Origin of the sequence: Pseudomonas laurentiana, from assembly GCF_014648275.1 — a bacterium.
Lineage (GTDB): Bacteria > Pseudomonadota > Gammaproteobacteria > Pseudomonadales > Pseudomonadaceae > Aquipseudomonas > Aquipseudomonas laurentiana.
Genome location: NZ_BMQU01000011.1, coordinates 85325 through 112132 on the forward strand (window position 1 = coordinate 85325; position 26808 = coordinate 112132).

Genomic DNA, 26808 nt, shown 5'->3' on the forward strand with positions numbered 1-26808 from the left:
CAAGGGCCAAGCCCGATCGTACCACTTAGTTGTGAGCGTGCAGCGCTTCGTTCAGCTCGATAGCCGATTTGTGGGTCTTGCACTCCACTGCGCCGCTGACCGAGTTGCGACGGAACAGCAGATCTGGCTGGCCAGCCAGGTCGCGTGCCTTGACCACTTTGACCAGTTGGTTCTGCTCGTCAAGCAGGGCCACCTTGGTGCCGGCGGTGATGTACAGGCCAGCCTCGACGGTATTGCGGTCGCCCAGTGGAATACCGATACCGGCGTTGGCGCCGATCAGGCAGCCTTCGCCAACCTTGATCACGATGTTGCCGCCACCCGACAGGGTACCCATGGTGGAGCAGCCGCCGCCAAGGTCCGAGCCCTTGCCGACGAATACGCCAGCCGACACACGGCCTTCGATCATGCCTGGGCCTTCGGTGCCTGCGTTAAAGTTGACGAAGCCTTCGTGCATGATGGTGGTGCCTTCGCCGATGTAAGCGCCCAGGCGTACCCGCGCACTGTCGGCGATACGTACACCGCTCGGTACGACGTAGTCGGTCATTTTCGGGAACTTGTCGACCGAGAAGACTTCCAGCAGTTCGCCCTTCAGGCGCGCTTCCAGTTGCAGCCCGGCCAGTTCGCCCAGATCAATGGCGCCCTGGCTGGTCCAGGCCACGTTTGGCAGCAGTGGGAAGATGCCCGCCAGGCTTACGCCGTGCGGCTTGACCAGGCGGTGCGAGAGCAGGTGCAGCTTGAGGTAGGCTTCCGGCGTGGAGGTCAGGGCACCGTCTTCCGCCAGCAAGGTAGCGACCAGCGGCTTGTTGCTTTCTGCCAGGCGGGTCAGCAGCGCAGCCTGGGCGGCATCGACGGCCTTCAGGGCTTCAGCCAGTTGTGCGGCCTGAGTGGTGTTGAAGGGAATGGCCTGGTTGCCGCCTTCGTAGCCAAGGATCGGCGCAATGGCAGCAACCACTTCGGCAGCCGGGTTGACCAGCGGCTGTGCGTAGAAAACTTCCAGCCAGGCGCCCTGGCGGTTCTGGGTGCCAACACCAAAGGCCAGGCTGAACAGGGTAGTGGACATGCGTTTACCTCTTGGGAAATTGAATGAAAGCGTGGCGCCGATCAGGAGAGGGCCGCCGCGTAAAGGTCAGGCTTGAAGCCAACCAGGGTTCGTTCACCCAGGTCGAGTACCGGGCGTTTGATCATCGAGGGCTGGGCGAGCATCAATGCAACGGCCCTGGCCTGATCAAGGTCGGCCTTCTGGGCGTCGTCGAGCTTGCGGAAGGTGGTGCCTGCACGGTTGAGGACAACCTGCCAGCCATGTTCGTCGCACCAGCGCTCAAGGCTCTCGCGATCGATGCCCTGGCTCTTGTAATCGTGAAAGTCGTAGGCAATGGCATTTTCTTCCAGCCAGGTACGTGCTTTCTTCATGGTGTCGCAGGCCTTGATTCCGTAAAGGCGCAATGGCGTGCCGCTAGTAGTCAAGTCTTGCCCCTCCTGGGAAAAAATGATGACGGATTATGCCACGACCGACACCGGGTCGTGGCGCTGGTCATGGTTCTTTGTAGCATTGTGTTACAGGTTGCGGCAGTGTTTGCGACTTTTGTGCAGCGGTGTGCGCGCAGCCTAAGCGGCTAATATGTCGCTTCAATGGCGCTCTCCGATTCTGGATACATATCGTTATTGAACGCTTTGAAATCGAACAGGAATTACGCCGCATGCAGTCAGCCTATACCGTCTTAATTCTGCTGATGCTGGTCAGCGTTTCCAAGTTGGTCGGAAGGCTTGTTCCGTTGCCGTTGCCGCTGGTGCAGATTGCCGCGGGAGCCTTGCTGGCCTGGCCAACCCTGGGGCTTCATGTCGCCCTCGATCCTGAGTTGTTCCTCTTTTTGTTCCTGCCACCCTTGCTGTTTTCCGATGGTTGGCGCATGCCCAAGCGCGAGCTGTGGCGCCTGCGTGGGCCAATCCTGACCCTGGCGGTCGGTTTGGTGCTGTTCACGGTCGTCGGTGCTGGCTATTTCATCCACTGGATTCTGCCGAGTATTCCGTTGCCGGTGGCCTTTGCGCTGGCTGCAGTGCTGTCGCCGACCGATGCCGTCGCCGTTTCAGCCATTACCCAGGACCGTCTACCGACGCCCTTGATGCACATGCTTCAAGGCGAAGCGCTGATGAACGACGCCTCGGGCCTGGTAACGTTCAAATTTGCTCTGGCAGCGGCTATCACCGGGGTATTTTCCCTGGCTGAAGCAAGCTTGACCTTTGTCTTGGTCGCGGTGGGTGGCTTGGCTATCGGCGTGGCGTTGAGCTGGCTGGTTGGACGTTTGCGGGCCTGGATGATTGCGCGAGGCTGGGATGATCCGGCGACCCACGTGGTGTTCATGCTGTTGCTGCCATTTGCGGCTTATGTGTTGGCCGAGCGTCTCGGGGCATCGGGCATTCTATCTGCCGTGGCGGCGGGCATGATGCAGAGCTGGCTCGATCTGTTACCACGCCAGACCAGCACTCGCTTGCTCAATCGCAGTGTCTGGTCGCTGTTGGAGTTTGCCTTCAATGGTCTGATCTTCCTGCTGCTGGGGCTGCAGTTGCCGGACATCGTCAAGGCGGTGACCAGTCACGAGGCGTCGCTATGGCCGACCTTGCTGTGGCGTTGCCTGGATGTGCTGGCGATTTTCCTGGTGTTGATTGCATTGCGTTTTGTCTGGGTGCAGAGCATCTGGCGTCTGATCGGGGTAATTCGTCGCTGGCGGGGCAAGGCTGATCTGGTTCTGGTGCCCACCGCGCGCTCATGCGGGTTGTTGACCCTGGGTGGTGTGCGAGGTGCGGTGACCTTGGCCGGTGTCATGTCGGTGCCGTTGTTGTTCAGTGCAGGCAAAGCCTTCCCCGAGCGCGATTTGCTGATATTCATTGCTGCCGGGGTGATTCTGCTGTCACTCATTTCGGCGTGCATTACCTTGCCTCTGCTGCTGCGCGGGGTTGCAAAAAGCCCGGACGACACTTTGCGCCAAGAGGCCAAGGAGGCTTGGCGACGCACCGCTGAAGCTGCAATTCATGCGTTGGAGGCCGAGGAATTGGTGGAGTCGAGCGTACCTCCGGATGCCCTGCAGGATGCCAACCATGCGGCGCTGGCGATAGAACTCAAGGGGCGTTTGATGGCCGAGTATCGGCACCAACTCGATACCTTCAATGACAGCGCCGAAGCGCAGGCATTGGCCGAGCAGATGGACCAACTGGAGCGGCGTCTGCGGTTACGCGCCCTGCGTGCGCAACGTCTGGAGCTGTACAACCTGCGCCGCAATCATGAGATCGGCGATGACGTGCTACGGCAGGTGTTGGGTGAGCTGGACATGAGCGAGGCCAACCTGGGGGCGGTCAAATAGCTGGCGCCTGGAAAACCAGCGCCAATTACCTCTTCCGTGTACCGACTCCCGCTATTCATTACGCGGGAGTCGGATCGCCGACGGGGGTGCGGTGGGGCTCAGTGAGTCTGCAGCGCTCGCATCACTGGCAGGCCAGCTTCCGGGTTAGCCCTCGATGAACGTCCGAATCCGCTGTGCGGCTTCAACGCATTCGGCAAGTGGTGCGACCAGGGCCAGGCGTACGCGGCTGGCGCCGGGGTTGACACCGTTGACCTCGCGAGACAGGTAAGAGCCCGGCACCACGGTTACGTGCTGCTGCTCGAACAGGTCGCGGCAGAAGGTGGCGTCGTCCATCGGTACTTTCGGCCAGAGGTAGAAGCCACCGTCCGGTTTCTGCACATCCAGCACCGGGCCGAGGATTTCCAGTACGGCGTCGAACTTTTCCCGGTACAAGTCGCGGTTGGCGCGTACATGTTCTTCATCGTTCCAGGCTGCAATGCTGGCCAGCTGGGTTTGCACTGGCATGGCGCAGCCGTGGTAGGTGCGATAGAGCAGGAAGCCCTTGAGCACATCGGCATCACCGGCGACGAAGCCCGAACGCAGGCCCGGCAGGTTGGAGCGTTTGGACAAGCTGTGGAACACCACGCAACGCTTGAAGTCGCTGCGGCCAAGTTCCGCACAAGCGCTCAGCAGGCCCGGTGGCGGGCTTTGCTCGTCGAAGTAGAGTTCGCTGTAGCATTCGTCGGCGGCGATGATGAAGTCGTACTGGTCAGCCAGTGCAATCAGCTTTTTCAGGGTGTCCAGTGGAATCAACGCGCCAGTCGGGTTGCCGGGGGAGCAGAGGAACAGAATCTGGCAGCGTTGCCAGATTTCGGCTGGCACGGCGTCGAAGTCCGGGTTGAAGCCGTTCTGATCCAGGCAAGGCAGGTAGTGTGGCTGAGCACCTGCCAGCAGGGCCGCACCTTCGTAGATCTGGTAGAAAGGGTTGGGGCTGACCACCAGTGCATCGTCGCTACGGTTGACGACGGCCTGGGTGAAGGAAAACAGCGCTTCGCGGGTGCCATTGACCGGCAGTACATGGCGAGCTGGGTCGATCCAGCCAGCGGGTACATTGAAACGGCGCTCGCACCAGTGCGCAATCGCCTCGCGCAGTGCCGGCAAACCCAAGGTGGTGGGGTAAACGGCCATCTGATCCAGATTGTCGGCCAGTGCCTGGGCGACGAACGCCGGCGAGGTGTGCTTTGGCTCACCGATCGACAGGGCGATGGCGCGTTTGTCCGCGGCCGGTTGTACAGCGCCGAGCAGGGCGCGCAGTTTTTCAAACGGGTAAGGCTGAAGCTTTTGCAAGGCGTTGTTCATCGGCGCTGAATCTCGTCAAACGTTAAATGGTCAAGCGGGACATTTCGACACCGGCCTGGTCGGCCTGCAACTGTTGCACGATCGCATCCTGCAGGCGGCTGCACAGTTGTGGGTCGGAGAGTGGCTGGTTGTTCGCATCGGTAATGAAGAACACATCTTCTACGCGCTCGCCCAATGTGGCGATCTTGGCGTTCTGCAGCGACAGGTCGAACTGCAGGAAGATGAGGCCGATCCGTGCCAGTAGGCCCGGGCGGTCAGGGGCGTTCAGCTCAAGTACGGTGACCGGGCGCTGGGCATCGTTGTGAATGGTCACCTGCGGGGCAAAGTTGAAATGCTTGAGTTGGCGCGGTACTCGGCGCTGGATGATGGTCGGGTAGTCATCCGGGTTGCGCAGTGCTTCAGTCAAGCCGTCGCGGATCTGCTTGACCCGCTTTGGATTGTCGCCAATCGCACCGCCGTCGTTGTCGAGCACAATGTAGGTGTCGAGTGTGAACTGGCTGCTGGAAGTGATGATCCGTGCGTCATGGATGTTCAGGTTGAGCTGGTCCATGGCCGCCACGGTCACGGCGAAGAAGTCATGTTGGTCGGGGGCATAGATGAAGATCTGGGTGCCGCCCTCGAACTCGCGTTGTGTGGTTTCCTTGATCAATACCAGCGGCCCGCCATCCGCGGGTTGCTGCAGGATCGCATCACTGTGCCAGGCCACGTCGGCTGCGGTGTGGCGCAGGAAATAGTCGTCGCCCAGTTGTGACCAGAGTTGCTCGACGTCATCCGGGTCCGTGCCCTCTCGCACCAGGATGTCCAGCGCGGCGCTCTGTGTCTGGCGGATCTGTTCCTCGCGGTCCAGCGGGTTTTCAAGGCCCCGGCGCAAGGCACGCTTGGTCTCGGTGTAGAGTTGGCGCAGCAGGCTGGCCCGCCATGAGTTCCACAGGCTCGGGTTGGTGGCATTGATGTCGGCCACGGTCAGTACGTAGAGGTAGTCCAGGTGAACCTCGTCGCGCACCAGCTGGGCAAAGTCGTAGATCACTTGCGGGTCGGAGAGGTCTTTTCGCTGGGCCGTGGTGGACATCACCAAGTGGTTCTGCACCAGCCAGACGATCAAACGACTGTCCCAGACCGGTAGCTGATGGCGCTTGCAGAAGCTGGCTGCATCAATGGCGCCGATCTCGGAGTGGTCGCCTTTACGGCCTTTGCCGATGTCGTGGTACAGCCCGGCCATGTAGATCAACTCAGGCTTGGGCAAGCGGCCCATGAGCTTGCTGGCCAGCGGGAATTTTTCCGATACAGGCGTGTACTGCAGTTTTCGCAGGTGCTTGATCAGGTTCAGTGTATGAGCGTCGACCGTGTAGATGTGAAACAGGTCGTGCTGCATCTGGCCAACGATCAAGCCGAACTCTGGCAGATAACGGCCGAGGATGCCGTAGCGGTTCATGCGACGCAGGTTGCGGTGGATACCGATCTCGCACTTGAACAGTTCGATGAACAGGCTGGTGTTACGGATGTCGTGGCGGAACTCGCTATCGATCAGGTGGCGATGCTGGCGCAGCAAACGGATGGTGTCGGCGCGTACGCCCTTGATCTCCGGGTGCTGGGCCATCAGCACGAAAATTTCCAGCATGGCGAACGGTGTGCGCTTGAACACATTCGGGCGCACGGCTTCGATGTAGCCGTCATGCAACTGGAAGCGCGCGTTCAGTGGCTGGGTGCTGCTGCAGCTGTCATCGGCGAGGATCACTTCCTCGAAGTGCTGGATGATCAGATCGCTCAGCTCGGCGATGCTCATGACCACCCGGTAATACTGCTGCATGAACTGTTCGATGGCGCGCTTGGGGTTTTCGTCGGTGAAACCCAGCAGTGCAGCAATGCTGCGTTGGTGGTCGAACAGCAGGCGGTCTTCGGCGCGCCCGGCGAGCATGTGCAGGGCGTAGCGGACCTTCCAGAGGAACTCCTGGGAGGCGGCCAACAGCTCGTTTTCACTCTCCAGCAGGAAGCCTTCATCTGCCAGGGCGTGCAGGTTGAGCGTGCCATACTGGCGGCGCGCAACCCAGAGAATGGTCTGGATGTCGCGCAGGCCGCCAGGGGAGCCTTTGACATTGGGCTCCAGGTTGTATTCGGTGTCGTTGTATTTGTGGTGCCGGGCTTTCTGCTCGGCGCGCTTGGCCAGGAAGAACTCCCGGCTTGGCCACATGTGCGCCGTGCTGGTGACGTCGAGCATGCGCTGACGCAGGCGTTCGGGGCCCGCAATGGTGCGGCTTTCCATCAGGTTGGTAATCACCGTCAGGTCGGCGCGGGCCTGTTCGGCGCATTCGTCGACCGAGCGCACACTCTGGCCAACTTCAAGGCCAATATCCCACAGCAGCGTAAGGAAGCGCTCAATCGAGTCGCGGAACACCTCGTGGTCGGCGCTGTCGAGCAGAATCAGCAGGTCGATGTCCGAGTAAGGGTGCAGCTCGCCACGGCCATAGCCGCCAACCGCAACCAGGGCGATATCGGCCCGGTCACTCCATTCAAAGTGGTTCCAGGCCTGTTGCAGGATATTGTCGACGAACCAGGCGCGGTCTTCGATCAGCCGGCGGATCTCGCGGCCATCGCGAAAGCGCTGGTCGAGCACTTCGCGGGCCTGGCGGATGGCCTTCTTGAAGGCGGCGATGGGGCTTGCCTTGAGGGCCAGTTCCGCCTGGAACTGACCGCGGTCGAACAGCTCGGGATCCACCTGGGGCATCGAATCAAGTTCCTACAGTAGGGCGGGTTCAGGCCGAAGTGCGGGGGATGGTGTCGTCTTTGCGCAACGTGAAGATCTCATACCCGGTGGCCGTCACGACCAAGGTATGTTCCCACTGCGCAGAGAGCTTGCGATCCTTGGTGATGGCCGTCCAGCCGTCGCCCAGCACCTTGGTGTCGGCACGGCCCTGATTGATCATCGGCTCGATGGTGAAGGTCATGCCTTCCTTGAGCTCCATGCCAGTGCCGGCACGACCATAGTGCAGGATCTGTGGCTCTTCATGGAACACTTTGCCGATACCGTGGCCGCAGAACTCGCGAACCACCGAGAAGCCGTTCTTTTCGGCATGCTTCTGGATCACTTCGCCGATGTCACCCAGGCGGCAGCCAGGCTTGACCAGTTCGATGGCCTTGTACATGCATTCCTGGGTGACCTTGGACAGCCGCTCGGCCCAGACCGGCACGGTGCCGACGTGGAACATGCGGCTGGTATCGCCATGGTAGCCGTCCTTGATGACGGTGACGTCGATGTTCAGGGTGTCGCCATCCTTCAGCGGCTTCTCATTCGGGATGCCGTGGCAGACCACGTGGTTGATCGACGTACAGATCGACTTCGGGTAGCCCTTGTAGTTGAGCGGTGCAGGGATGGCCTGTTGGACATTGACGATGTAGTCGTGGCAGATACGATCCAGCTCTTCGGTGGTCACGCCGGGTTTGACGTACTCTTCGATCATCTCCAGGACGTCGGCGGCCAGACGGCCGGCGATGCGCATCTTTTCGATGTCTTCGGCGGTTTTGATGGTGACGGTCATTGCAGGCTCTCTACAGCGCGGTGCCGCGCGAATAAACGGATAAAGTCAGGATTCTAACAGAGCGATGTGCCGAGCAGGCGTCGCTGGCGTGCTTGCTACCTCTATATAGGGGCGCATAATGGCGTGGTTACGCCCTCGGTGCAAAAGTCGCCCGGTTGCGTTGGTATTTCGGGTTTCGCTGGGCGCGCTTCTGTGGTATAAAATGCGCCGCTTTCCGGGGATAGCCCCGAAAGCATTAACCCACACACGTGTCGACACGATGGCCTGGGTGCCTCGATCTTCGGATCGCTGGTTGGTCATTGGGATGCGTGGAGGCCCAACCCGACTTATCAAGGAACTATCATGTCCCAAGTCAACATGCGCGATATGCTGAAGGCCGGTGTGCACTTCGGTCACCAAACCCGTTACTGGAATCCGAAAATGGGTAAATACATTTTCGGCGCGCGCAACAAGATTCACATCATCAACCTTGAAAAAACCCTGCCAATGTTCAACGAAGCGCTGACTTTCGTTGAGCGCCTGGCTCAGGGCAAAAACAAGATTCTGTTCGTCGGCACCAAGCGTTCCGCTGGCAAGATCGTTGCTGAACAAGCAGCTCGTTGCGGTTCGCCGTACGTCGATCACCGCTGGTTGGGCGGCATGCTGACCAACTACAAAACCATCCGTGCTTCCATCAAGCGCCTGCGCGAGCTGGAAACTCAGGCTGAAGACGGCACTTTCACCAAGCTGACCAAGAAAGAAGCCCTGATGCGCTCCCGTGATCTGGAAAAACTGGATCGCAGCCTGGGCGGTATCAAGGACATGGGCGGCCTGCCTGATGCACTGTTCGTCATCGACGTTGATCACGAGCGCATCGCGATCACTGAAGCCAACAAGCTGGGCATCCCGGTTATCGGCGTTGTCGATACCAACAGCAGCCCAGAAGGTGTTGACTACATCATCCCAGGTAACGACGACGCCATCCGCGCCATCGAGCTGTACATGGCTTCCATGGCAGACGCCGTTATCCGTGGCCGCAACAACGTCGCTGGCGGTACCGAAGAGTACGTCCAAGACGCTCCAGCTGCTTCGGTAGAGGGCTGAGTCGGTAACGCTTTGCGTTGACTCAGTGCGCAAAAAGGGGGCTAGGCCCCCTTTTTGCCACCTTGAAATCCACTTGTCAGCATTGTCGTTGCATCATCTTTATCTGCGTGTGCAGCTGGCAGTGGATTTCTACAGAATTGAACGCCCGTTCCGATCGGGTGGAATGGTTGAAAACCTATCCAAGAGGATTTTGAAATGGCAGCAATTACTGCGGCGCTGGTAAAAGAACTGCGCGAGCGTACTGGCGAAGGCATGATGGACTGCAAGAAAGCCCTTGAAAAGGCTGGCGGCGACATCGAAAAAGCCATTGATGACATGCGTGCTTCGGGCGCCATCAAGGCTGCCAAGAAGGCTGGCAACGTTGCCGCTGAAGGCGCTATCGCCATCAAGGCTGACGACAAGTCTGCCGTCCTGCTGGAAGTGAACTCGCAGACCGACTTCCTGGCTCTGCAAGACGACTTCAAAAACTTCGTTGCCGAAAGCGTGGAACAGGCTTTCGCCGAGAAGCTGACCGATGCCGCTCCGCTGATCGCTTCGCGTGAAGCTGCTCGTGAAGCGCTGGTTGCCAAGTGCGGCGAAAACGTCAACATCCGTCGCCTGGTGCGCGTTGAGGGTGACGTTGTTGGTACCTACCTGCACGGCAACAAGATCGGTGTCGCTGTTGTCCTGAAGGGCGGTGACGTCCAACTGGCCAAAGAAATCGCCATGCACGTTGCTGCCAGCAACCCTGAGTTCCTGCTGCCATCGCAGGTTTCTCCTGAGGCCATCGAGCGTGAGAAGAATGTCTTCCTGACCCTCAACGAAGACAAGATGAAAGGCAAGCCAGCTGAAATCGTCGAGAAGATGATTGCTGGTCGTATCACCAAGTTCCTGGCTGAAGCCAGCCTGGTTGAGCAAGCCTTCGTAATGAACCCAGAAGTCACCGTTGGTGCTCTGGCCAAGAAAGCTGGCGCTGAAATCGTTTCCTTCACCTACTTCAAGGTCGGCGAAGGCATCGAGAAGCCAGTTGACAACTTCGCTGAAGAAGTTGCTGCTCAACTGGCTGCTGCCAAGCAATAAGACAGACTCACATCTGTCTGCCCCAAAGAGGCTGCCCGCTTACGCGCGCAGCCTCTTTGTCAAAGCGGGGGTGGTTTACGAGACCTTTTCCCGCAGGCGCTGTAGCAGCGCCACGCTAGAGTTAGCGCAGGCTGAAAACAGCCCGCTCAGAATTTTATACAAACGCCGCAGGAGAGATTCGCAATGGCTCAGCAGGTGAGTGGTCGTCAACCTCGCTATAAACGCATTTTGCTCAAACTTAGCGGCGAGGCCCTGATGGGCTCGGAAGAGTTCGGTATCGACCCGAAAGTCCTGGATCGCATGGCCCTTGAAGTCGGCCAGTTGGTTGGCATCGGTGTTCAGGTTGGTCTGGTCATTGGCGGCGGCAACCTGTTCCGCGGCGCCGCGCTGAGTGCTGCGGGCATGGATCGCGTCACTGGCGACCACATGGGTATGCTGGCTACCGTGATGAACGCCCTGGCCATGCGTGATGCGCTTGAGCGCTCGAACATCCCGGCAATCGTCATGTCGGCTATCTCCATGGTCGGTGTAACCGATCACTACGACCGCCGCAAAGGTGTTCGTCATCTCAACTCCGGCGATGTCGTGATCTTTGCTGCCGGTACCGGTAACCCGTTCTTTACCACCGACTCGGCCGCGTGCCTGCGTGCCATCGAAATCGATGCCGATGTGGTATTGAAGGCGACCAAGGTCGATGGCGTGTACACTGCCGATCCATTCAAGGATCCGCATGCTGAGAAGTTTGACCGTCTGACGTACGATGAAGTGCTGGACCGCAAGCTCGGCGTGATGGACCTCACCGCAATTTGCCTGTGCCGTGACCACAAGATGCCATTGCGGGTATTTAACATGAACAAGCCTGGCGCTCTGCTGAATATCGTAGTGGGCGGCGCTGAAGGAACTCTGATCGAGGAAGGCGAAGAATGATCAACGAAATCAAGAAAGACGCTGAAGGCCGTATGGGCAAGTCCCTGGAGTCGCTGGCTCGTAACCTGGCCTCCATTCGTACTGGCCGTGCGCACCCAAGCATTCTCGATAGCGTCAAGGTGCCGGCCTACGGCAGCGATATGCCATTGAATCAGGTTGCCGGTATCAGCGTGGAAGATGCACGTACCCTGAAAATCGTTGCGCACGACAAGACGCTGATCGCAGCTATTGAAAAAGCGATCATGACCTCTGATCTGGGTCTGAACCCAAGCAGCGCCGGCACCACCATCCGTGTGCCAATGCCTGCTCTGACCGAAGAAACCCGTAAGGGCTACACCAAGCAGGCGCGCGGTGTTGCTGAAGACGCCAAGGTTGCCGTGCGCAACGTGCGTCGCGATGCCCTGGCCGACCTGAAGAAACTGTCCAAGGACAAGGAGATCAGCGAAGACGAAGAGCGTCGTGCTGCTGACGAGCTGCAGAAGCTGACCGACAAGTTTGTCGCAGAGGTGGACAAGGCCCTGGAAGCCAAGGAAAAGGATCTGATGGCTGTTTGAGGCCGGGACTTTTTCATGGAAAAGAGCAAGCAGGGTGTGTCCCCGTCGGTACCGCGCCATGTCGCGATCATCATGGACGGAAACAATCGCTGGGCGAAGAAACGTCTGCTGCCCGGCGTTGCCGGGCACAAGGCGGGTGTTGATGCCGTTCGTGCTGTGATCGAGGTGTGCGCCGAAGCCAAGGTCGAGGTGCTGACCCTGTTCGCGTTCTCCAGTGAAAACTGGCAGCGGCCGGCAGAAGAGGTCGGTGCGCTGATGGAGCTGTTCTTCTCAGCCTTGCGCCGGGAGGCCAAGCGCCTGAACGAAAACAAGATCAGTCTCCGGATCATTGGTGATCGCTCGCGTTTTCATCCGGAGCTGCAGGCTGCCATGCGTGAAGCTGAAGCGCTGACGGCGGGCAGTGGTCGCTTTATCCTGCAGATCGCTGCCAACTACGGTGGTCAGTGGGATATCGCTCAGGCAGCCCAGCGCTTGGCGCGGGAAGTTCAAGCGGGGCACTTGCGCCCGGAAGACATCACGCCCGAGCTGCTGCAGCCTTGCCTGGCTACCGGTGATCTGCCGTTGCCTGATCTGTGTATCCGCACGGGTGGCGAGCACCGCATCAGCAACTTCTTGTTGTGGCAGCTGGCGTATTCCGAGCTGTATTTCTCCGACCTGTTCTGGCCGGACTTCAAACACGAAGCCATGCGCCAGGCGCTGGCCGATTTCGCTTCGCGCCAGCGCCGCTTTGGTAAAACCAGCGAGCAGGTCGAAGCTGGAGCCCGTGCTTAATGCTTAAACAACGCATCATCACTGCGCTGATCCTGTTGCCGATCGCTCTGGGTGGTTTCTTCCTGCTCGATGGCGGGGATTTTGCCTTGTTCATTGGTGCAATTGTCACCCTTGGGGCTTGGGAGTGGGCGCGTTTGTCGGGCCTGGTTGCTCAGTCGTTGCGCATTACCTATGCCGCCGTGGTGGCGGGTTTGTTGATGCTGCTTCACCTGATGCCGGATCTGGCGCCTTGGGTACTTGGTGCATCGGTGCTGTGGTGGGGGGTAGCGACCTGGTTGGTGTTGACCTATCCGGCCAGCAGTGAGCTGTGGGCCAGTGCGGCCTGCAAGTTGCTCATTGGCCTGTTGATCCTCCTGCCTGCATGGCAGGGGTTGATCCTGCTCAAGCACTGGCCGCTCGGTAACGGGTTGATCATGTCGGTCATGGTGCTGGTCTGGGCTGCCGATATTGGCGCTTATTTCTCCGGCAAGGCCTTTGGCAAGCGCAAACTGGCGCCGCAAGTCAGCCCAGGCAAGAGCTGGGAAGGGGTGTATGGCGGCGTAGCGTTGAGTTTGGCCATCACTGCGGCGGTCGGGGTGAATCGCGGTTGGTCTGTCGCTGAACTGCTGCTGGGGCTGCTGGGCGCTGCGTTGGTCGTGGCGGTTTCGGTTGTGGGCGACCTGACCGAGAGCATGTTCAAGCGCCGTGCCGGGCTCAAGGACAGCAGCAACCTGTTGCCGGGTCACGGCGGTGTGCTGGACCGTATTGATAGCCTGACAGCTGCCATTCCGCTATTTGCTGTGCTGCTCTGGGCAGCTAACTGGGGCGCGATGTGAGCGGCTTGCAACGAATTACCGTGCTTGGGGCCACTGGCTCCATTGGTCTGAGTACGCTTGATGTAATTGCTCGTCATCCTGAGCGCTACCAGGTGTTCGCGCTGAGCGGCTACTCGCGCTTGAGCGAGTTACTGGCGTTGTGCGTTCGTCACTCGCCATCCTATGCCGTGGTGCCCAGTGCCGAGGCGGCGCAGCAGTTGCGCGCCGATCTGCGTGCTGCTGGTTCAGCTACCGAGGTGCTGGTCGGCGAGGCGGGGTTGTGCCAGGTTGCCGCTGCCCCTGAGGTGGATGCTGTCATGGCCGCCATCGTCGGAGCAGCGGGGTTGCGTCCGACCCTGGCGGCTGTCGAGGCTGGCAAAAAAGTGCTGCTCGCAAACAAGGAGGCGCTGGTCATGTCCGGCGCACTCTTCATGCAGGCTGTGCGCCGTAGTGGCGCAGTGCTTCTGCCGATTGATAGCGAGCATAATGCGATCTTCCAATGCCTGCCGGGTGATTTTTCCCGTGGTTTGCCTCAGGTCGGCGTGCGGCGAATTCTGTTGACCGCATCCGGTGGCCCGTTCAGGCAAACCCCGCAAAGTGAATTGGCTGCTGTTACACCGGAACAGGCGTGCGCGCACCCGAACTGGTCGATGGGGCGAAAAATCTCTGTCGATTCGGCGAGCATGATGAACAAAGGGTTGGAGTTGATCGAGGCCTGTTGGTTGTTCGATGCGCGGCCAGCTCAGATTGAAGTGGTGGTTCATCCGCAAAGCGTCATCCATTCGCTGGTTGATTATGTCGATGGCTCGGTGCTGGCGCAGTTGGGTAATCCCGATATGCGTACGCCGATCGCCAATGCGCTGGCCTGGCCCGAGCGTATTGATTCCGGTGTTGCGCCGCTGGATCTGTTTGCCATTGCCCGATTGGACTTCCAGGCGCCGGATGAGCAGCGCTTCCCTTGTCTGCGGTTGTCGCGTGAGGCTGCTGACGCAGGGGGCAGTGCTCCGGCACTGCTCAACGCCGCTAATGAAGTGGCAGTGGCCGCATTTCTTGAGCGGCGCATCCGTTTCCCTGAGATCGCGAGTATGATCGAGCATGTACTCGATCGTGAGCCAGTGGTTGCGGTAGATACGCTTGATGCCGTGTTTACAGCTGATCGCCAGGCGCGCCTTCTGGCAGAACAGTGGTTGAGTCGTCACGGACGCTGATACGTCGCGCTTCATGGCGCGGCGTCAACGTCCGATGAACGTCATTCGGAGAGAGACATGAGTGCGCTCTACATGATTATCGGCACCCTGGTTGCATTGGGTGTGCTGGTCACCTTTCACGAGTTCGGTCACTTCTGGGTGGCGCGCCGCTGCGGCGTCAAGGTCCTGCGTTTTTCTGTGGGTTTCGGCCTGCCACTGCTTCGTTGGCATGATCGGCATGGTACTGAGTTTGTAGTCGCGGCTATCCCGTTGGGTGGCTACGTCAAGATGCTTGATGAACGAGAGGGCGAGGTGCCGCCCGATCAGCTCGATCAGTCTTTCAATCGTAAGTCGGTACGCCAGCGTATTGCTATCGTCGCGGCCGGTCCTGTTGCCAACTTTCTGCTCGCTATCCTGTTTTTCTGGGTGTTGGCCATGCTTGGCAGTCAGCAGGTGCGCCCGGTCATTGGCGCAGTCGAGGCCGATAGCATTGCTGCGGTTGCCGGTCTGGCGGCGGGTCAGGAAGTCATTGCAGTAGACGGTGAGCCGATCAACGGTTGGGCTGCGGTCAATCTGCAGTTGATTCGCCGCCTGGGTGAGACCGGTTCGCTGCAGGTGACAGTCAGGGAAGAGGGGGGCACTGTTGACAGCATCCATGTGCTCAAACTCGACAAGTGGCTGAAGGGGGCTGATGAGCCGGACCCGATCCGCTCGTTGGGGATTCGGCCATGGCGTCCTGCCTTGCCGCCCGTGTTGGCCGAACTTGACCCTAAAGGTCCTGCTCAGGCTGCCGGTCTGAAAGCGGGTGATCGTCTTCTTGCGCTTGATGGGCAGGTGGTGAGTGAGTGGCAGCAGGTGGTCGACAAGGTGCGCAGTCGTGCCGGCGGCCGCGTCACGCTGAGTGTTGAGCGAGATGGTGCCACCCTGGAGCTGCCGGTGAACCTGGCGACCCGTGGTGAGGGTAAGGCTGCCAGTGGCTATCTTGGTGCAGGTGTCAAAGCTGTCGAATGGCCACCTAGCATGCTGCGCGAGGTGCGCTACGGGCCGCTTGCAGCCGTCGGCGAAGGGCTCTCGCGCACGTGGAACATGAGTGTCCTGACCCTGGATTCGCTCAAGAAAATGCTGTTCGGCGAGCTCTCGGTAAAAAACTTGAGCGGACCGATAACCATTGCTAAAGTGGCGGGCGCTTCAGCCCAGTCCGGTGTTGGGGATTTCCTTAATTTCCTCGCCTACCTGAGCATTAGCCTGGGGGTTCTGAATTTGCTGCCTATTCCAGTGTTGGATGGGGGGCATTTGCTGTTTTACCTGATCGAATGGGCGCGTGGTCGCCCGCTCTCTGATCGGGTGCAAGGTTGGGGAATCCAGATCGGTATCAGTTTGGTAGTCGGGGTGATGTTGCTCGCCTTGATCAACGATTTGGGTCGTCTGTAACGCTTCGCTCAATTGCGAACCCGCCGTCTTTCGCGGAGGGTCGTTTATTGCCAGTTGGAATAAGAAAGGACTTCATGAAACGTCTGCTGCTAACTGCGGTTCTCGCCGTACTGATGATCGCTGAAGTTCACGCCGAGTCCTTCACCATCTCCGATATTCGTATCAATGGCCTGCAGCGGGTTTCCGCGGGCAGTGTATTTGGCGCATTGCCGCTGAATGTCGGTGACGACGCCGATGACCGCCGCCTGGTGGAGTCCACCCGTGCGCTGTTCAAAACCGGCTTCTTTCAGGACATCCAACTGGGGCGTGAAGGCAACGTTCTGATCATCAATGTGGTCGAGCGTCCTTCGGTTGCGAGTATCGAGATCGACGGTAACAAGGCCATCAGCACTGAGGATCTGCTCAAGGGCTTGAAACAGTCCGGGCTGTCCGAAGGTGAAATTTTCCAGCGCGCAACCCTTGAGGGCGTGCGTAACGAGTTGCAGCGTCAGTACGTTGCCCAGGGTCGTTACTCGGCCGAGGTCGATACTGAGGTCGTACCGCAGCCGCGTAACCGCGTAGCGCTGAAAATCAAGATCAACGAAGGCACCGTTGCAGCGATCCAGCACATCAACGTGGTCGGTAATACCGTCTTCTCCGATGAAGAGCTGGCAGGTCTGTTCGAGCTCAAGACCACCAACTGGCTGTCGTTCTTCAAGAACGATGACAAGTATGCTCGTGAAAAACTCTCCGGTGACCTGGAACGTTTGCGCTCCTACTACCTGGACCGCGGCTACATCAACATGGATATCGCCTCCACCCAGGTATCCATCACCCCGGACAAGAAGCACGTCTATATCACCGTGAACGTCAACGAAGGTGAGAAATACACCGTTCGTGACGTCAAGCTATCCGGCGACCTGAAAGTACCGGAAGACCAGGTCAAGGCACTGTTGCTGGTGCAGCCTGGGCAAGTGTTCTCGCGCAAGGTCATGACCACTACCTCCGAGCTGATTACCCGTCGCCTGGGTAACGAAGGCTACACGTTCGCCAACGTCAACGGTGTGCCGCAACCGCACGACGATGACAAGACTGTCGATATCACCTTTGTAGTCGATCCGGGCAAGCGTGCTTACGTCAACCGCATTAACTTCCGCGGTAATACCAAGTCCGAGGACGAAGTGTTGCGCCGTGAAATGCGCCAGATGGAAGGCGGGTGGGCATCCACCTACCTGATCGATCAGTCCAAGACCCGTCTGGAGCGCCTGGGCTTCTTTAAGGAAGTCAACGTCGAAACGCCTGCCGTGCCAGGTACCGATGACCAGGTAGACGTCAACTACAGCGTGGAAGAGCAGGCTTCCGGTTCGATCACTGCGAGCGTTGGTTTTGCCCAAAGTGCGGGCCTGATCCTCGGTGGTTCGATCAGCCAAAGCAACTTTCTGGGTACCGGTAACAAGGTCTCCATTGGCTTGACCCGTAGCCAGTACCAGAGCCGTTACAACTTCAGCTTCGTCGACCCTTACTGGACCGCGGATGGTGTTAGCCTGGGCTACAACGCCTTTTACCGCACCACTGACTACAAGGACCTGGATGTCGACGTTGCCAGCTATGCCGTAGACAGCCTCGGTGCGGGTGTCAGCGTTGGTTACCCAATTAGCGAAACGTCGCGCCTGACCTTTGGTTTGACCGCGCAGCAGGATCAGATCAAGACCGGTCGTTACACCGTTGACGAGATCTTCGATTTCGTCAAACAAGAGGGTGACAAGTACCTGAACTTCAAAGCCTCCGCAGGTTGGTCCGAGTCGACCCTGAACAAGGGCGTGCTGGCCACCCGTGGTCACTCGCAAAGCCTGGTGCTGGAAGCGACTACGCCAGGTAGCGACCTGTCGTTCTTCAAGCTGGACTACCGTGGCCAGGTGTTCAAGCCGATTACCAACGACTATACCCTGCGTATGCACACCGAACTCGGTTATGGCGACGGTTTTGGCTCTACCAATGGGCTGCCGTTCTACGAGAACTACTACGCAGGTGGCTTCAACTCGGTTCGTGGCTTCAAGGACAGCAGTCTTGGCCCGCGCAGTACCCCGAGCACCGGCAAGAACCCAGGCACCATTCGTGACCCGGATCAGAATCCCCTGCCGTTCGGTGGTAACGTCCTCGTTCAGGGTGGTGTCGAGTTGCTGTTCCCGCTACCGTTCGTCAAGGATCAGCGTTCCTTGCGCACCTCGGTTTTCTGGGATGTGGGTAACGTCTTCGACACTCAATGCGGTTCTCAACCGGACTGTGAAAAGGTTGGCCTTTCCGGGCTGGCCAGTTCCGTTGGTTTGGGCGTGACCTGGATCACGGCGCTTGGCCCGCTGAGCTTCAGCCTGGCAATGCCGGTCAAAGAGCCGAGCAGCGCCGATACCCAGGTGTTCCAATTCTCTCTGGGCCAGACCTTCTAAGGGTCTGATCCTTGTAACGACAACGGATTCTGTAGGAGTGCATCGTGCGTAAGTTGACCCAACTGGCTGTTCTGGCCGCTGCTCTGGTTGCGACCCCGGCATTCGCCGAAATGAAAATTGCCGTGCTGAACTATCAGATGGCACTGCTGGAGTCGGATGCGGCGAAGAAGTATGCCGTTGATGCCGAGAAAAAATTCGGTCCTCAGTTGACCAAGCTGAAAAACCTGGAAAGCAGCGCCAAGGGTATTCAGGATCGCCTGGTCAAAGGTGGCGACAAGATGCCTCAGGGTGAGCGTGAACGCCTGGAGCTCGAGTTCAAGCAGAAAGCACGTGACTTCCAGTTCCAGTCCAAGGAGCTGAATGAGGCCAAGGCAGTCGCTGACCGTGACATGCTCAAGCAATTGAAGCCGAAGCTGGACGGTGCTGTTGAGGAAGTCATCAAGAAAGGTGCTTTCGACCTGGTGCTTGAGCGCGGTGCGGTGATCGATGTCAAACCTCAGTACGACATCACCCGCCAAGTGATCGAGCGCATGAATCAGTCTCGCTGATATGACGTTCAGTATGAAACTGGGGCAACTGGCAGAGTTTCTCGGGGCGACGCTCAGTGGCCCTGCTGAGCTTGAAATCGTCGGCCTGGCAACCTTGCAGGATGCAGGTCCGGGCCAATTGAGCTTTCTGGCCAACCCTCAGTACCGCAAGTATCTGGGCGAGAGCACTGCCGCTGCGGTATTGCTCAAGCCGAGCGATGCCGAAGGTTTTGCCGGTCATGCGTTGATCGTGCCTGATCCCTATCTTGCGTATGCGCGCATTTCCCACTTGTTCGATCCCAAACCAAAGGCTGTGGCGGGAGTTCATCCCAGCGCCGTGGTGGCTGCGGATGCCCAGATCGACGCCAGCGCCAGTATCGGTGCCTTTGCTGTCATCGAGAGCGGTGCCCGGATCGGTCCTGGTGTAACGGTTGGCGCGCAGTGCTTTATCGGTGCCCGTTGTGTGATCGGCGAGGGTGGCTGGTTGGCGCCCAAGGTGACCCTGTATCACGACGTCAGGATTGGTAAGCGCGTTGTGATTCAGTCCGGTGCCGTGTTGGGTGGCGAAGGTTTCGGTTTTGCCAACGAAAAGGGTGTCTGGCAGAAAATCGCTCAGATTGGCGGTGTGACGATCGGTGATGATGTCGAAATCGGTGTCAACACCGCTATCGATCGGGGTGCCTTGGCTGATACCTGCATTGGTAATGGTGTCAAACTCGACAACCAGATCCAGATTGCACATAACGTTCAGATCGGCGATCACACGGCCATGGCCGCTTGCGTCGGAATCTCCGGTAGCACCAAGATCGGTAAGCATTGCACGATCGCAGGTGGCGTCGGGATGGTCGGCCATATCGATGTCTGTGATGGTGTGTTCGTTTCCGGTATGACGATGGTTACTCGCTCAATCACTGAGCCGGGTGCCTATTCTTCCGGTACGGCCATGCAGCCGTTGGCAGAGTGGCGCAAGAGCGCGGCGCGAATTCGGCAGTTGGACGAGATGGCGAAACGTCTCGTCCAGGTGGAAAAGCGAGTCGACACCGTGACCTCAGACGGCAAAGCTTCATCAGAAGGCTGATACCATTTCCTGATCAGGCGCGCTCAACTGCTGGATAGCCGCCTTGATTTGCAAAAGGAGCGTTAAGCGAATGCTTGCGCTCCCTATCTTTACTACAGGCTTCCCCCCGAAATGATGGACATCAACGAGATTCGCGAATACCTGCCTCACCGTTACCCGTTCCTGCTGGTGGACCGGGTAGTGGACTTGGACGTAGAGGCTCAGCGCATTCGTGCTTACAAGAATGTCAGCATCAACGAGCCTTTCTTCAATGGTCACTTCCCGGCGCACCCGATCATGCCCGGTGTATTGATCATCGAGGCCATGGCTCAGGCAGCTGGTATCCTCGGCTTCAAGATGCTCGACGTCAAACCTGCGGACGGTACCCTCTACTACTTCGTGGGTTCCGACAAACTGCGCTTCCGACAGCCAGTTCTGCCGGGTGACCAGCTGATTCTTGAGGCCAAGTTCATCAGCTGCAAGCGCCAGATCTGGAAGTTTGACTGCCAGGCTTCGGTGGATGGCAAGCCGGTCTGTTCGGCCGAAATCATCTGCGCGGAACGTAAACTATGAGTTTGATTGACCCTCGGGCAATCATCGACCCTTCGGCCAAGTTGGCCGAAGGCGTCGAGGTCGGCCCCTGGTCGATCATCGGCGCAGATGTCGAGATCGGGGAGGGGACCGTTGTCGGTCCGCATGTGATCATCAAAGGGCCAACCCGTATCGGTCGGCACAATCGCATTTATCAGTTTTCCTCAGTTGGCGAAGACACCCCTGATCTGAAGTACAAGGGTGAACCTACCCGCCTGGTCATTGGCGATCACAACGTGATTCGCGAGGGCGTGACCATTCATCGGGGCACCATACAGGACCGCTCGGAGACGACACTGGGTGATCACAACCTGATCATGGCTTATGCTCACATCGGCCACGATAGCGTCATTGGCAACCATTGCATTCTGGTTAACAACACCGCGCTGGCCGGCCATGTGCACGTTGATGATTGGGCGATCCTCTCCGGATTCACTCTGGTTCATCAGTTCTGCCATATTGGCGCTCATAGCTTCTCTGGCATGGGTACCGCAATCGGCAAGGATGTACCGGCATTCGTAACGGTCTTTGGCAACCCCGCTGAAGCACGCAGCATGAACTTCGAAGGCATGCGTCGTCGTGGGTTCAGTGACGATGCCATTCATGCGCTGCGCCGTGCCTACAAGGTGGTTTACCGCCAAGGACTGACGGTCGAGCAGGCCATCGTCGAACTCGCCGAGTCGGCCAGTCAATTTCCTGAAGTCGACCTGTTCCTCACGTCGATCAAGAACTCCACTCGCGGCATCACTCGCTGACCATGGCGCAGCTTTGTATAGCGCTGGTGGCGGGTGAGGCCAGTGGCGATATCCTGGGTGCGGGCCTGATGCGCGCATTGAAGAGCCGTCACCCGGATATCCGCTTCATTGGCGTAGGCGGCCCGTTGATGCAGGCCGAAGGCCTGGATTCGTATTTCCCTATGGAGCGCCTGGCCGTCATGGGCCTGGTCGAGGTGCTTGGGCGCCTGCGTGAGTTGCTCAAGCGCCGCAAGGCACTGATCCAGACGCTGATGGCCGAGAAGCCCGATGTGTTTATCGGTATCGATGCCCCGGACTTCACCCTCAATATCGAGTTGAAGCTGCGTCAGGTCGGCATCAAGACGGTGCATTACGTCAGCCCGTCGGTCTGGGCCTGGCGGCAGAAGCGTGTATTGAAGATTCGCGAAGGTTGCGACCTGATGCTCACCCTGCTGCCTTTCGAGGCGAAGTTCTACGAGGAGCAGGGCGTTCCGGTGCGCTTCGTCGGTCATCCGTTGGCCGATACCATCGACCTGACATGCGACCGCAACGCAGCTCGCGCTCAGTTAGGGTTGTCGGATGGGCCGCTGGTAGCCTTGATGCCAGGTAGTCGTGGCGGTGAAGTCGGCCGTCTGGGTGCGTTGTTCCTGGATGCCGCGCAACGCCTGCAAGCACTGGTTCCGGGTGTGCGCTTCGTTTCCCCCTGCGCCAATGCCCTGCGCCGTGAACAGCTTGAGCAGATGCTGGTCGGGCGTGATTTGCCGGTGACCCTGCTTGACGGTCAGTCGCACCAGGCCCTGGCGGCGTGTGATGCCGTGTTGATCGCTTCAGGTACCGCTACCCTTGAGGCATTGCTGTTCAAGCGGCCGATGGTGGTTGCCTACCGCTTGGCACCGTTGACCTACTGGATTCTCAAACGTCTGGTGAAGAGCCCGTACGTCTCCCTGCCCAACCTGCTCGCTCAGCGCCTGCTCGTGCCGGAGCTGCTGCAGGATGCTGCGACGCCCGAGGCATTGGCCGAAACATTGGCGCCGTTGCTTGCCGATGGTCGTGGGCAGACCGACAGCTTCGATCAGATTCACCGTACGCTGCGCCGTGACGCCTCCAATCAGGCGGCTGAAGCGGTGCTTGCCTTGCTGGAAAACCGATAAATGCAAATGGGACTGGACTTCAACCTGGTCGAGGACCTCGTCGCCGGTGTCGACGAAGTCGGTCGCGGGCCGCTGTGTGGCGCGGTGGTCACCGCAGCCGTGATCCTGGACCCGAAACGGCCGATTCTTGGCCTGAATGACTCGAAAAAACTCACCGAAGCGCGTCGTGAAAAGCTCTTTGACGAGATTTGCGAGAAAGCGCTCAGTTTTTGTATAGCCCGGGCCGAGGTCGAAGAGATCGATCAACTGAACATCCTGCACGCCACCATGTTGGCCATGCAGCGTGCGGTAGAGGGGTTGCATATCACCCCGAAGCTGGCGTTGATCGACGGTAATCGCTGCCCCAAACTTGATGTGCCCGCAGCTCCGGTGGTCAAGGGTGATAGTCAGGTGCCGGCGATTGCCGCAGCCTCGATCCTGGCCAAGGTCACGCGTGACCGCGAGATGGCCGAATTTGAGAAGGTCTACCCCGGTTACGGTATTGGCGGGCACAAGGGCTACCCAACGCCCGTGCACCTTGAGGCATTGGCCCGATTGGGGCCGACCCCCATTCATCGGCGCTCATTCGCGCCGGTGCGTGCAGCCTTCGAGGCCCGTAGTCTGCACGCTGAAGGTTTTCCGGGTATCTGACCGTTTGACCATTCATTTTCAGCCAGTGCCTTGCACCGGCTGATGTTTCGCTCAAGGCCCGGTACAATCCGGGCCTTGTTGTTTTGCGCTGCTATAGGATCATCATGTCGGCTTCCTTCGTTCATCTTCGCCTGCACACCGAATACTCGCTGGTCGATGGCCTGGTGCGCATCAAGCCGCTGGTCAAGGCGCTGGCCGGGATGAACATGCCGGCAGTTGCGGTCACGGACCAGAGCAACATGTGTTCGTTGGTCAAGTTCTACAAGGCGGCCATGGGGGCGGGCATCAAGCCTATCTGTGGTGCGGACCTGTGGCTGGCAAGCGCGGACCCGGACGCACCGTTGGCCCGTATCTGCTTTCTGGCGATGGATGCCCAGGGTTATCGCAACCTCACCGAGCTGATTTCCCGCGGCTGGATGGATGGGCAGCGTAATGGTCTGGTTATCATTGAGCGTGACTGGATTGCCCAGGCCAGCGAAGGGCTGATTGCCCTTTCTGCAGCCCGCGAAGGTGATATCGGCATGGCATTGCTCGCCGGTAACCCCGACGAGGCGGAATCCCTGCTGCGGGACTGGATGACCCTGTTCCCGGAGCGCTTCTATGTGGAAGTGCAGCGTACCAACCGCACGGGGGATGAAGAATACCTGCATGCAGCGGTGGCCCTGGCTGACAAGCTTGGCGCGCCGCTGGTGGCGACCAACGATGTACGTTTCATCAAGCAGTCCGACTTCGATGCGCATGAAACGCGTGTGTGCATCGGTGAAGGGCGTGCATTGGATGACCCGCGCCGCTCGCGTAACTACAGCGATCAGCAATACCTGAAAAGCCCGGCAGAAATGGCCGAGCTGTTCAGTGATCTTCCCGAGGCGCTGGAAAACACGGTTGAAATTGCCAAGCGCTGCAACATTCAGGTGCAGTTGGGTAAATACTTCCTGCCGGACTTCCCGACGCCCAACGGCATGTCCATTGATGACTACCTGCGCCATGTCTCACATGAGGGCCTGGAAGAGCGTCTGGCCGTGTTGTGGCCCAAAGAGACCACGCCCGACTACGAAGCGAAGCGCCAGACCTACCTGGACCGGCTCAAGTTCGAACTGGATATCATCATCCAGATGGGGTTCCCGGGTTACTTCCTGATTGTTATGGACTTCATCAAGTGGGCCAAGAACAACGGCGTGCCGGTTGGCCCCGGCCGGGGCTCGGGTGCGGGTTCCCTGGTGGCCTATGTTCTGAAGATCACGGACCTCGATCCGTTGGCCTACGACCTGCTGTTTGAACGTTTCCTCAACCCTGAACGGATCTCCATGCCCGACTTCGACGTCGACTTCTGCATGGATGGTCGTGATCGGGTGATTGATTATGTGGCCGAAGCCTATGGGCGCAATGCGGTAAGCCAGATCATCACCTTCGGTACCATGGCTGCGAAAGCGGTGGTGCGAGACGTGGCGCGTGTGCAGGGCAAGTCCTATGGCCTTGCGGACCGGCTGTCGAAGATGATCCCGTTCGAAGTCGGCATGACCCTTGAGAAAGCCTACGAGCAGGAGGAGATGCTCCGGGACTTCCTCAAGAACGACGAGGAAGCCCAGGAAATCTGGGACATGGCCCTGAAGCTGGAGGGTGTTACCCGGGGGACGGGCAAGCACGCCGGTGGTGTGGTCATCGCCCCGACCAAGCTGACTGACTTCTCACCGATTGCCTGTGATGAAGAGGGCGGCGGTCTGGTGACCCAGTTCGACAAGGACGACGTCGAGGCGGCGGGCCTGGTGAAGTTCGACTTCCTCGGCTTGCGTACCCTGACCATCATCAAGTGGGCGATGGAGACGATCAACCGTGAGCAGGCCAAGAGCGGCCTGGACGACCTGAATATCGATTTCATCCCGCTCGACGACAGAAAAACCTTCGAGCTGCTGCAAAAAGCCGAAACCACGGCGGTTTTCCAGCTTGAATCGCGCGGCATGAAAGAGCTGATCAAAAAGCTCAAGCCTGACTGCCTGGAAGACCTCATTGCACTGGTGGCGCTGTTCCGTCCGGGCCCGCTGCAGTCGGGCATGGTGGATGACTTCATCAACCGCAAGCACGGTCGTGCCGAGCTGGCCTATCCGCATCCGGACTACCAGTACGAAGGCCTGAAGCCGGTGCTGGCGCCAACCTATGGCATCATCCTGTATCAGGAACAGGTGATGCAGATTGCCCAGGTCATGGCAGGTTACACCCTCGGTGGCGCGGACATGCTCCGTCGTGCCATGGGTAAAAAGAAACCCGAGGAGATGGCCAAGCAGCGCGGGGGCTTCATCGAAGGTTGTGCGAACAACAATATCGATGCCGAGCTTGCAGGCAACATCTTCGACCTGGTGGAAAAGTTCGCCGGTTACGGCTTCAACAAATCGCACTCGGCGGCCTATGGCCTGGTCTCCTACCAGACTGCCTGGCTCAAGACCCACTATCCGGCACCGTTCATGGCGGCCGTGCTTTCCGCGGATATGCACAACACCGACAAGGTGGTGACGCTGATCGAGGAAGTACGCAGCATGAAGCTGCGCCTGGATGCGCCGGACGTGAACACTTCCGACTTCAAGTTCACGGTCAATGACGACGGCCGCATTGTCTATGGCCTGGGCGCGATCAAGGGTGTTGGTGAAGGACCGGTAGAGGCCATTGTCGAGGCGCGTGCCGAGGGGCCGTTCAAGGATCTGTTCGACTTTTGCGAGCGTGTCGATCTCAAACGCATCAACAAGCGGACCCTCGACGCATTGGTTCGCAGCGGGGCGCTGGACCGCCTGGGGCCGTTTTTCCATGATGAGCTCAAGGCCTACCAGGCCAACATCGATCGCAACCGTGCGGTATTGCTGTCGGCCATGGAAGAGGCCATCAAGTCGGCAGAGCAGACCGCCCGTACCCACGACAGCGGCCACGCGGACCTGTTTGGTGGGCTGTTCGTCGAGGAAAACGCTGACGTTTATGCCAACCACCGCAAAGCTCGGGAACTCACGCTCAAGGAGCGGCTGCGGGGGGAAAAAGATACCCTTGGCCTCTACCTGACCGGGCACCCGATCGACGAGTATGAAGGTGAGATCCGTCGTTTTGCCCGTCAGCGAATCATTGATCTCAAGCCGGCTCGCGATACCCAGACAGTGGCGGGGATGATCATTGCCCTGCGGGTGATGAAGAACAAGAAAGGCGACAAGATGGGCTTTGTGACCCTCGATGACCGTTCTGGACGGATCGAGGCGTCCTTGTTCGCCGACGCATTCCATTCTGCTCAGGCATTGCTGCAGACCGACGCCATGGTGGTGGTTGAAGGTGAAGTCAGTAACGATGACTTCTCCGGCGGCTTGCGCCTGCGGGTCAAGCGCGTCATGAGTATGGAGGATGCGCGCACCAACCTGGCCGAGAGCCTGCGCCTGAAGGTGCGTAGTGATGCGCTCAAAGGTGATCGGTTGAGCTGGTTGGGTGAGCTGTTCAAGCGTCATCGTGGCGCTTGCCCGATCACATTGGAGTACACCGGAACCGATGCCAAGGCCTTGTTGCAGTTCGGCGAGGGTTGGCGTATCGATCCGGCCGATGGCCTGATCCAGGCACTGCGTGACCAGTTCGGACGTGAGAACGTCTTTTTGCAATATCGATGAATTTTTAATCTCGACCTGAATGCGCCCGATCCCTTA

At 58.9% G+C, this 26808-nt stretch carries 22 protein-coding genes; 17 read left to right on the top strand and 5 right to left on the bottom strand.

Going from position 1 to position 26808, the window contains the following annotated elements:
* Positions 1 to 25: 25 nt before the first annotated feature.
* Both dapD and IE038_RS13250 read right to left on the bottom strand, forming a co-directional pair.
* On the bottom strand, positions 26 to 1060 hold the full coding sequence (dapD, locus tag IE038_RS13245; protein ID WP_163934222.1) for a 2,3,4,5-tetrahydropyridine-2,6-dicarboxylate N-succinyltransferase: 1035 nt from the start codon (positions 1058 to 1060) through the stop codon (positions 26 to 28).
* A 41-nt stretch (positions 1061 to 1101) separates the two neighbouring features.
* The gene (locus IE038_RS13250; RefSeq protein WP_268244569.1) at positions 1102 to 1443 is read right to left on the bottom strand and encodes an ArsC family reductase; all 342 of its coding nucleotides are present in this window, start codon (positions 1441 to 1443) and stop codon (positions 1102 to 1104) included.
* A 254-nt stretch (positions 1444 to 1697) separates the two neighbouring features.
* Between IE038_RS13250 and IE038_RS13255 the strand changes: the two genes are divergently transcribed.
* Positions 1698 to 3356: a Na+/H+ antiporter gene (locus tag IE038_RS13255; protein WP_163934216.1), complete on the top strand. Its 1659-nt coding sequence runs from the start codon at positions 1698 to 1700 to the stop codon at positions 3354 to 3356.
* Between the two features lie 144 nt (positions 3357 to 3500).
* On the opposite strand, the gene dapC is transcribed toward IE038_RS13255, so the two are convergent.
* Genes dapC through map form a run of 3 tightly spaced genes read right to left on the bottom strand, consistent with a single transcriptional unit; the run spans position 3501 to position 8227 of the window.
* The gene (gene dapC, locus IE038_RS13260; protein ID WP_163934213.1) at positions 3501 to 4694 is read right to left on the bottom strand and encodes a succinyldiaminopimelate transaminase; all 1194 of its coding nucleotides are present in this window, start codon (positions 4692 to 4694) and stop codon (positions 3501 to 3503) included.
* Between the two features lie 22 nt (positions 4695 to 4716).
* On the bottom strand, positions 4717 to 7416 hold the full coding sequence (locus IE038_RS13265) for a [protein-PII] uridylyltransferase (RefSeq protein WP_163934210.1): 2700 nt from the start codon (positions 7414 to 7416) through the stop codon (positions 4717 to 4719).
* A 28-nt stretch (positions 7417 to 7444) separates the two neighbouring features.
* Entirely contained in the window at positions 7445 to 8227 is a 783-nt protein-coding gene (map, locus tag IE038_RS13270) for a type I methionyl aminopeptidase (protein ID WP_163934207.1), read from the bottom strand.
* Between the two features lie 342 nt (positions 8228 to 8569).
* Here map and rpsB point away from each other — a divergent pair, with 342 nt between their 5' ends.
* The 16 genes from rpsB to dnaE all read left to right on the top strand — a co-directional run bounded on the left by rpsB (position 8570) and on the right by dnaE (position 26772).
* Positions 8570 to 9310 carry a 30S ribosomal protein S2 gene (rpsB, locus tag IE038_RS13275; protein WP_099773714.1) on the top strand — a complete coding sequence of 247 codons (741 nt, stop codon included), beginning with the start codon at positions 8570 to 8572 and terminating at the stop codon, positions 9308 to 9310.
* A 195-nt stretch (positions 9311 to 9505) separates the two neighbouring features.
* Positions 9506 to 10369, top strand: coding sequence for a translation elongation factor Ts (gene tsf, locus IE038_RS13280; protein WP_163934204.1), 864 nt, complete (start codon positions 9506 to 9508; stop codon positions 10367 to 10369).
* 183 nt (positions 10370 to 10552) lie between these two features.
* A complete protein-coding gene (gene pyrH / locus IE038_RS13285; RefSeq protein ID WP_099773716.1) occupies positions 10553 to 11296 on the top strand; it encodes a UMP kinase in 744 nt (247 codons plus the stop codon).
* A complete protein-coding gene (gene frr, locus IE038_RS13290) occupies positions 11293 to 11850 on the top strand; it encodes a ribosome recycling factor (protein ID WP_163934201.1) in 558 nt (185 codons plus the stop codon). Before pyrH ends, frr begins: the two co-directional genes overlap by 4 nt.
* A gap of 15 nt (positions 11851 to 11865) precedes the next feature.
* Positions 11866 to 12621, top strand: coding sequence for a polyprenyl diphosphate synthase (gene uppS / locus IE038_RS13295; protein WP_163934198.1), 756 nt, complete (start codon positions 11866 to 11868; stop codon positions 12619 to 12621).
* Positions 12621 to 13436, top strand: a complete 816-nt coding sequence (locus tag IE038_RS13300; protein ID WP_163934193.1) for a phosphatidate cytidylyltransferase — start codon at positions 12621 to 12623, stop codon at positions 13434 to 13436. Before uppS ends, IE038_RS13300 begins: the two co-directional genes overlap by 1 nt.
* On the top strand, positions 13433 to 14623 hold the full coding sequence (ispC, locus tag IE038_RS13305) for a 1-deoxy-D-xylulose-5-phosphate reductoisomerase (RefSeq protein ID WP_163934190.1): 1191 nt from the start codon (positions 13433 to 13435) through the stop codon (positions 14621 to 14623). Before IE038_RS13300 ends, ispC begins: the two co-directional genes overlap by 4 nt.
* 57 nt (positions 14624 to 14680) lie before the next feature.
* Positions 14681 to 16033 carry an RIP metalloprotease RseP gene (gene rseP, locus IE038_RS13310; RefSeq protein WP_163934188.1) on the top strand — a complete coding sequence of 451 codons (1353 nt, stop codon included), beginning with the start codon at positions 14681 to 14683 and terminating at the stop codon, positions 16031 to 16033.
* 74 nt (positions 16034 to 16107) lie between these two features.
* Positions 16108 to 18456 (top strand): outer membrane protein assembly factor BamA, encoded by a 2349-nt coding sequence (gene bamA, locus IE038_RS13315; RefSeq protein WP_189395757.1) that lies wholly within the window; start codon positions 16108 to 16110, stop codon positions 18454 to 18456.
* Between the two features lie 44 nt (positions 18457 to 18500).
* On the top strand, positions 18501 to 19004 hold the full coding sequence (locus tag IE038_RS13320) for an OmpH/Skp family outer membrane protein (RefSeq protein WP_099773723.1): 504 nt from the start codon (positions 18501 to 18503) through the stop codon (positions 19002 to 19004).
* Between the two features lies 1 nt (position 19005).
* Positions 19006 to 20061, top strand: coding sequence for a UDP-3-O-(3-hydroxymyristoyl)glucosamine N-acyltransferase (lpxD, locus tag IE038_RS13325; RefSeq protein WP_189395758.1), 1056 nt, complete (start codon positions 19006 to 19008; stop codon positions 20059 to 20061).
* Between the two features lie 111 nt (positions 20062 to 20172).
* Complete coding sequence (gene fabZ / locus IE038_RS13330; protein WP_099773725.1) at positions 20173 to 20613, top strand: 3-hydroxyacyl-ACP dehydratase FabZ; 441 nt, start codon at positions 20173 to 20175, stop codon at positions 20611 to 20613.
* Complete coding sequence (gene lpxA, locus IE038_RS13335) at positions 20610 to 21386, top strand: acyl-ACP--UDP-N-acetylglucosamine O-acyltransferase (protein WP_189395759.1); 777 nt, start codon at positions 20610 to 20612, stop codon at positions 21384 to 21386. Before fabZ ends, lpxA begins: the two co-directional genes overlap by 4 nt.
* Positions 21387 to 21388: 2 nt before the next feature.
* Positions 21389 to 22516 carry a lipid-A-disaccharide synthase gene (gene lpxB, locus IE038_RS13340; protein ID WP_163936666.1) on the top strand — a complete coding sequence of 376 codons (1128 nt, stop codon included), beginning with the start codon at positions 21389 to 21391 and terminating at the stop codon, positions 22514 to 22516.
* A complete protein-coding gene (rnhB, locus tag IE038_RS13345; protein ID WP_189395760.1) occupies positions 22517 to 23146 on the top strand; it encodes a ribonuclease HII in 630 nt (209 codons plus the stop codon). It abuts the gene before it with no gap.
* Between the two features lie 104 nt (positions 23147 to 23250).
* Entirely contained in the window at positions 23251 to 26772 is a 3522-nt protein-coding gene (gene dnaE / locus IE038_RS13350; RefSeq protein WP_189395761.1) for a DNA polymerase III subunit alpha, read from the top strand.
* The last annotated feature ends 36 nt before the right edge of the window (positions 26773 to 26808 follow it).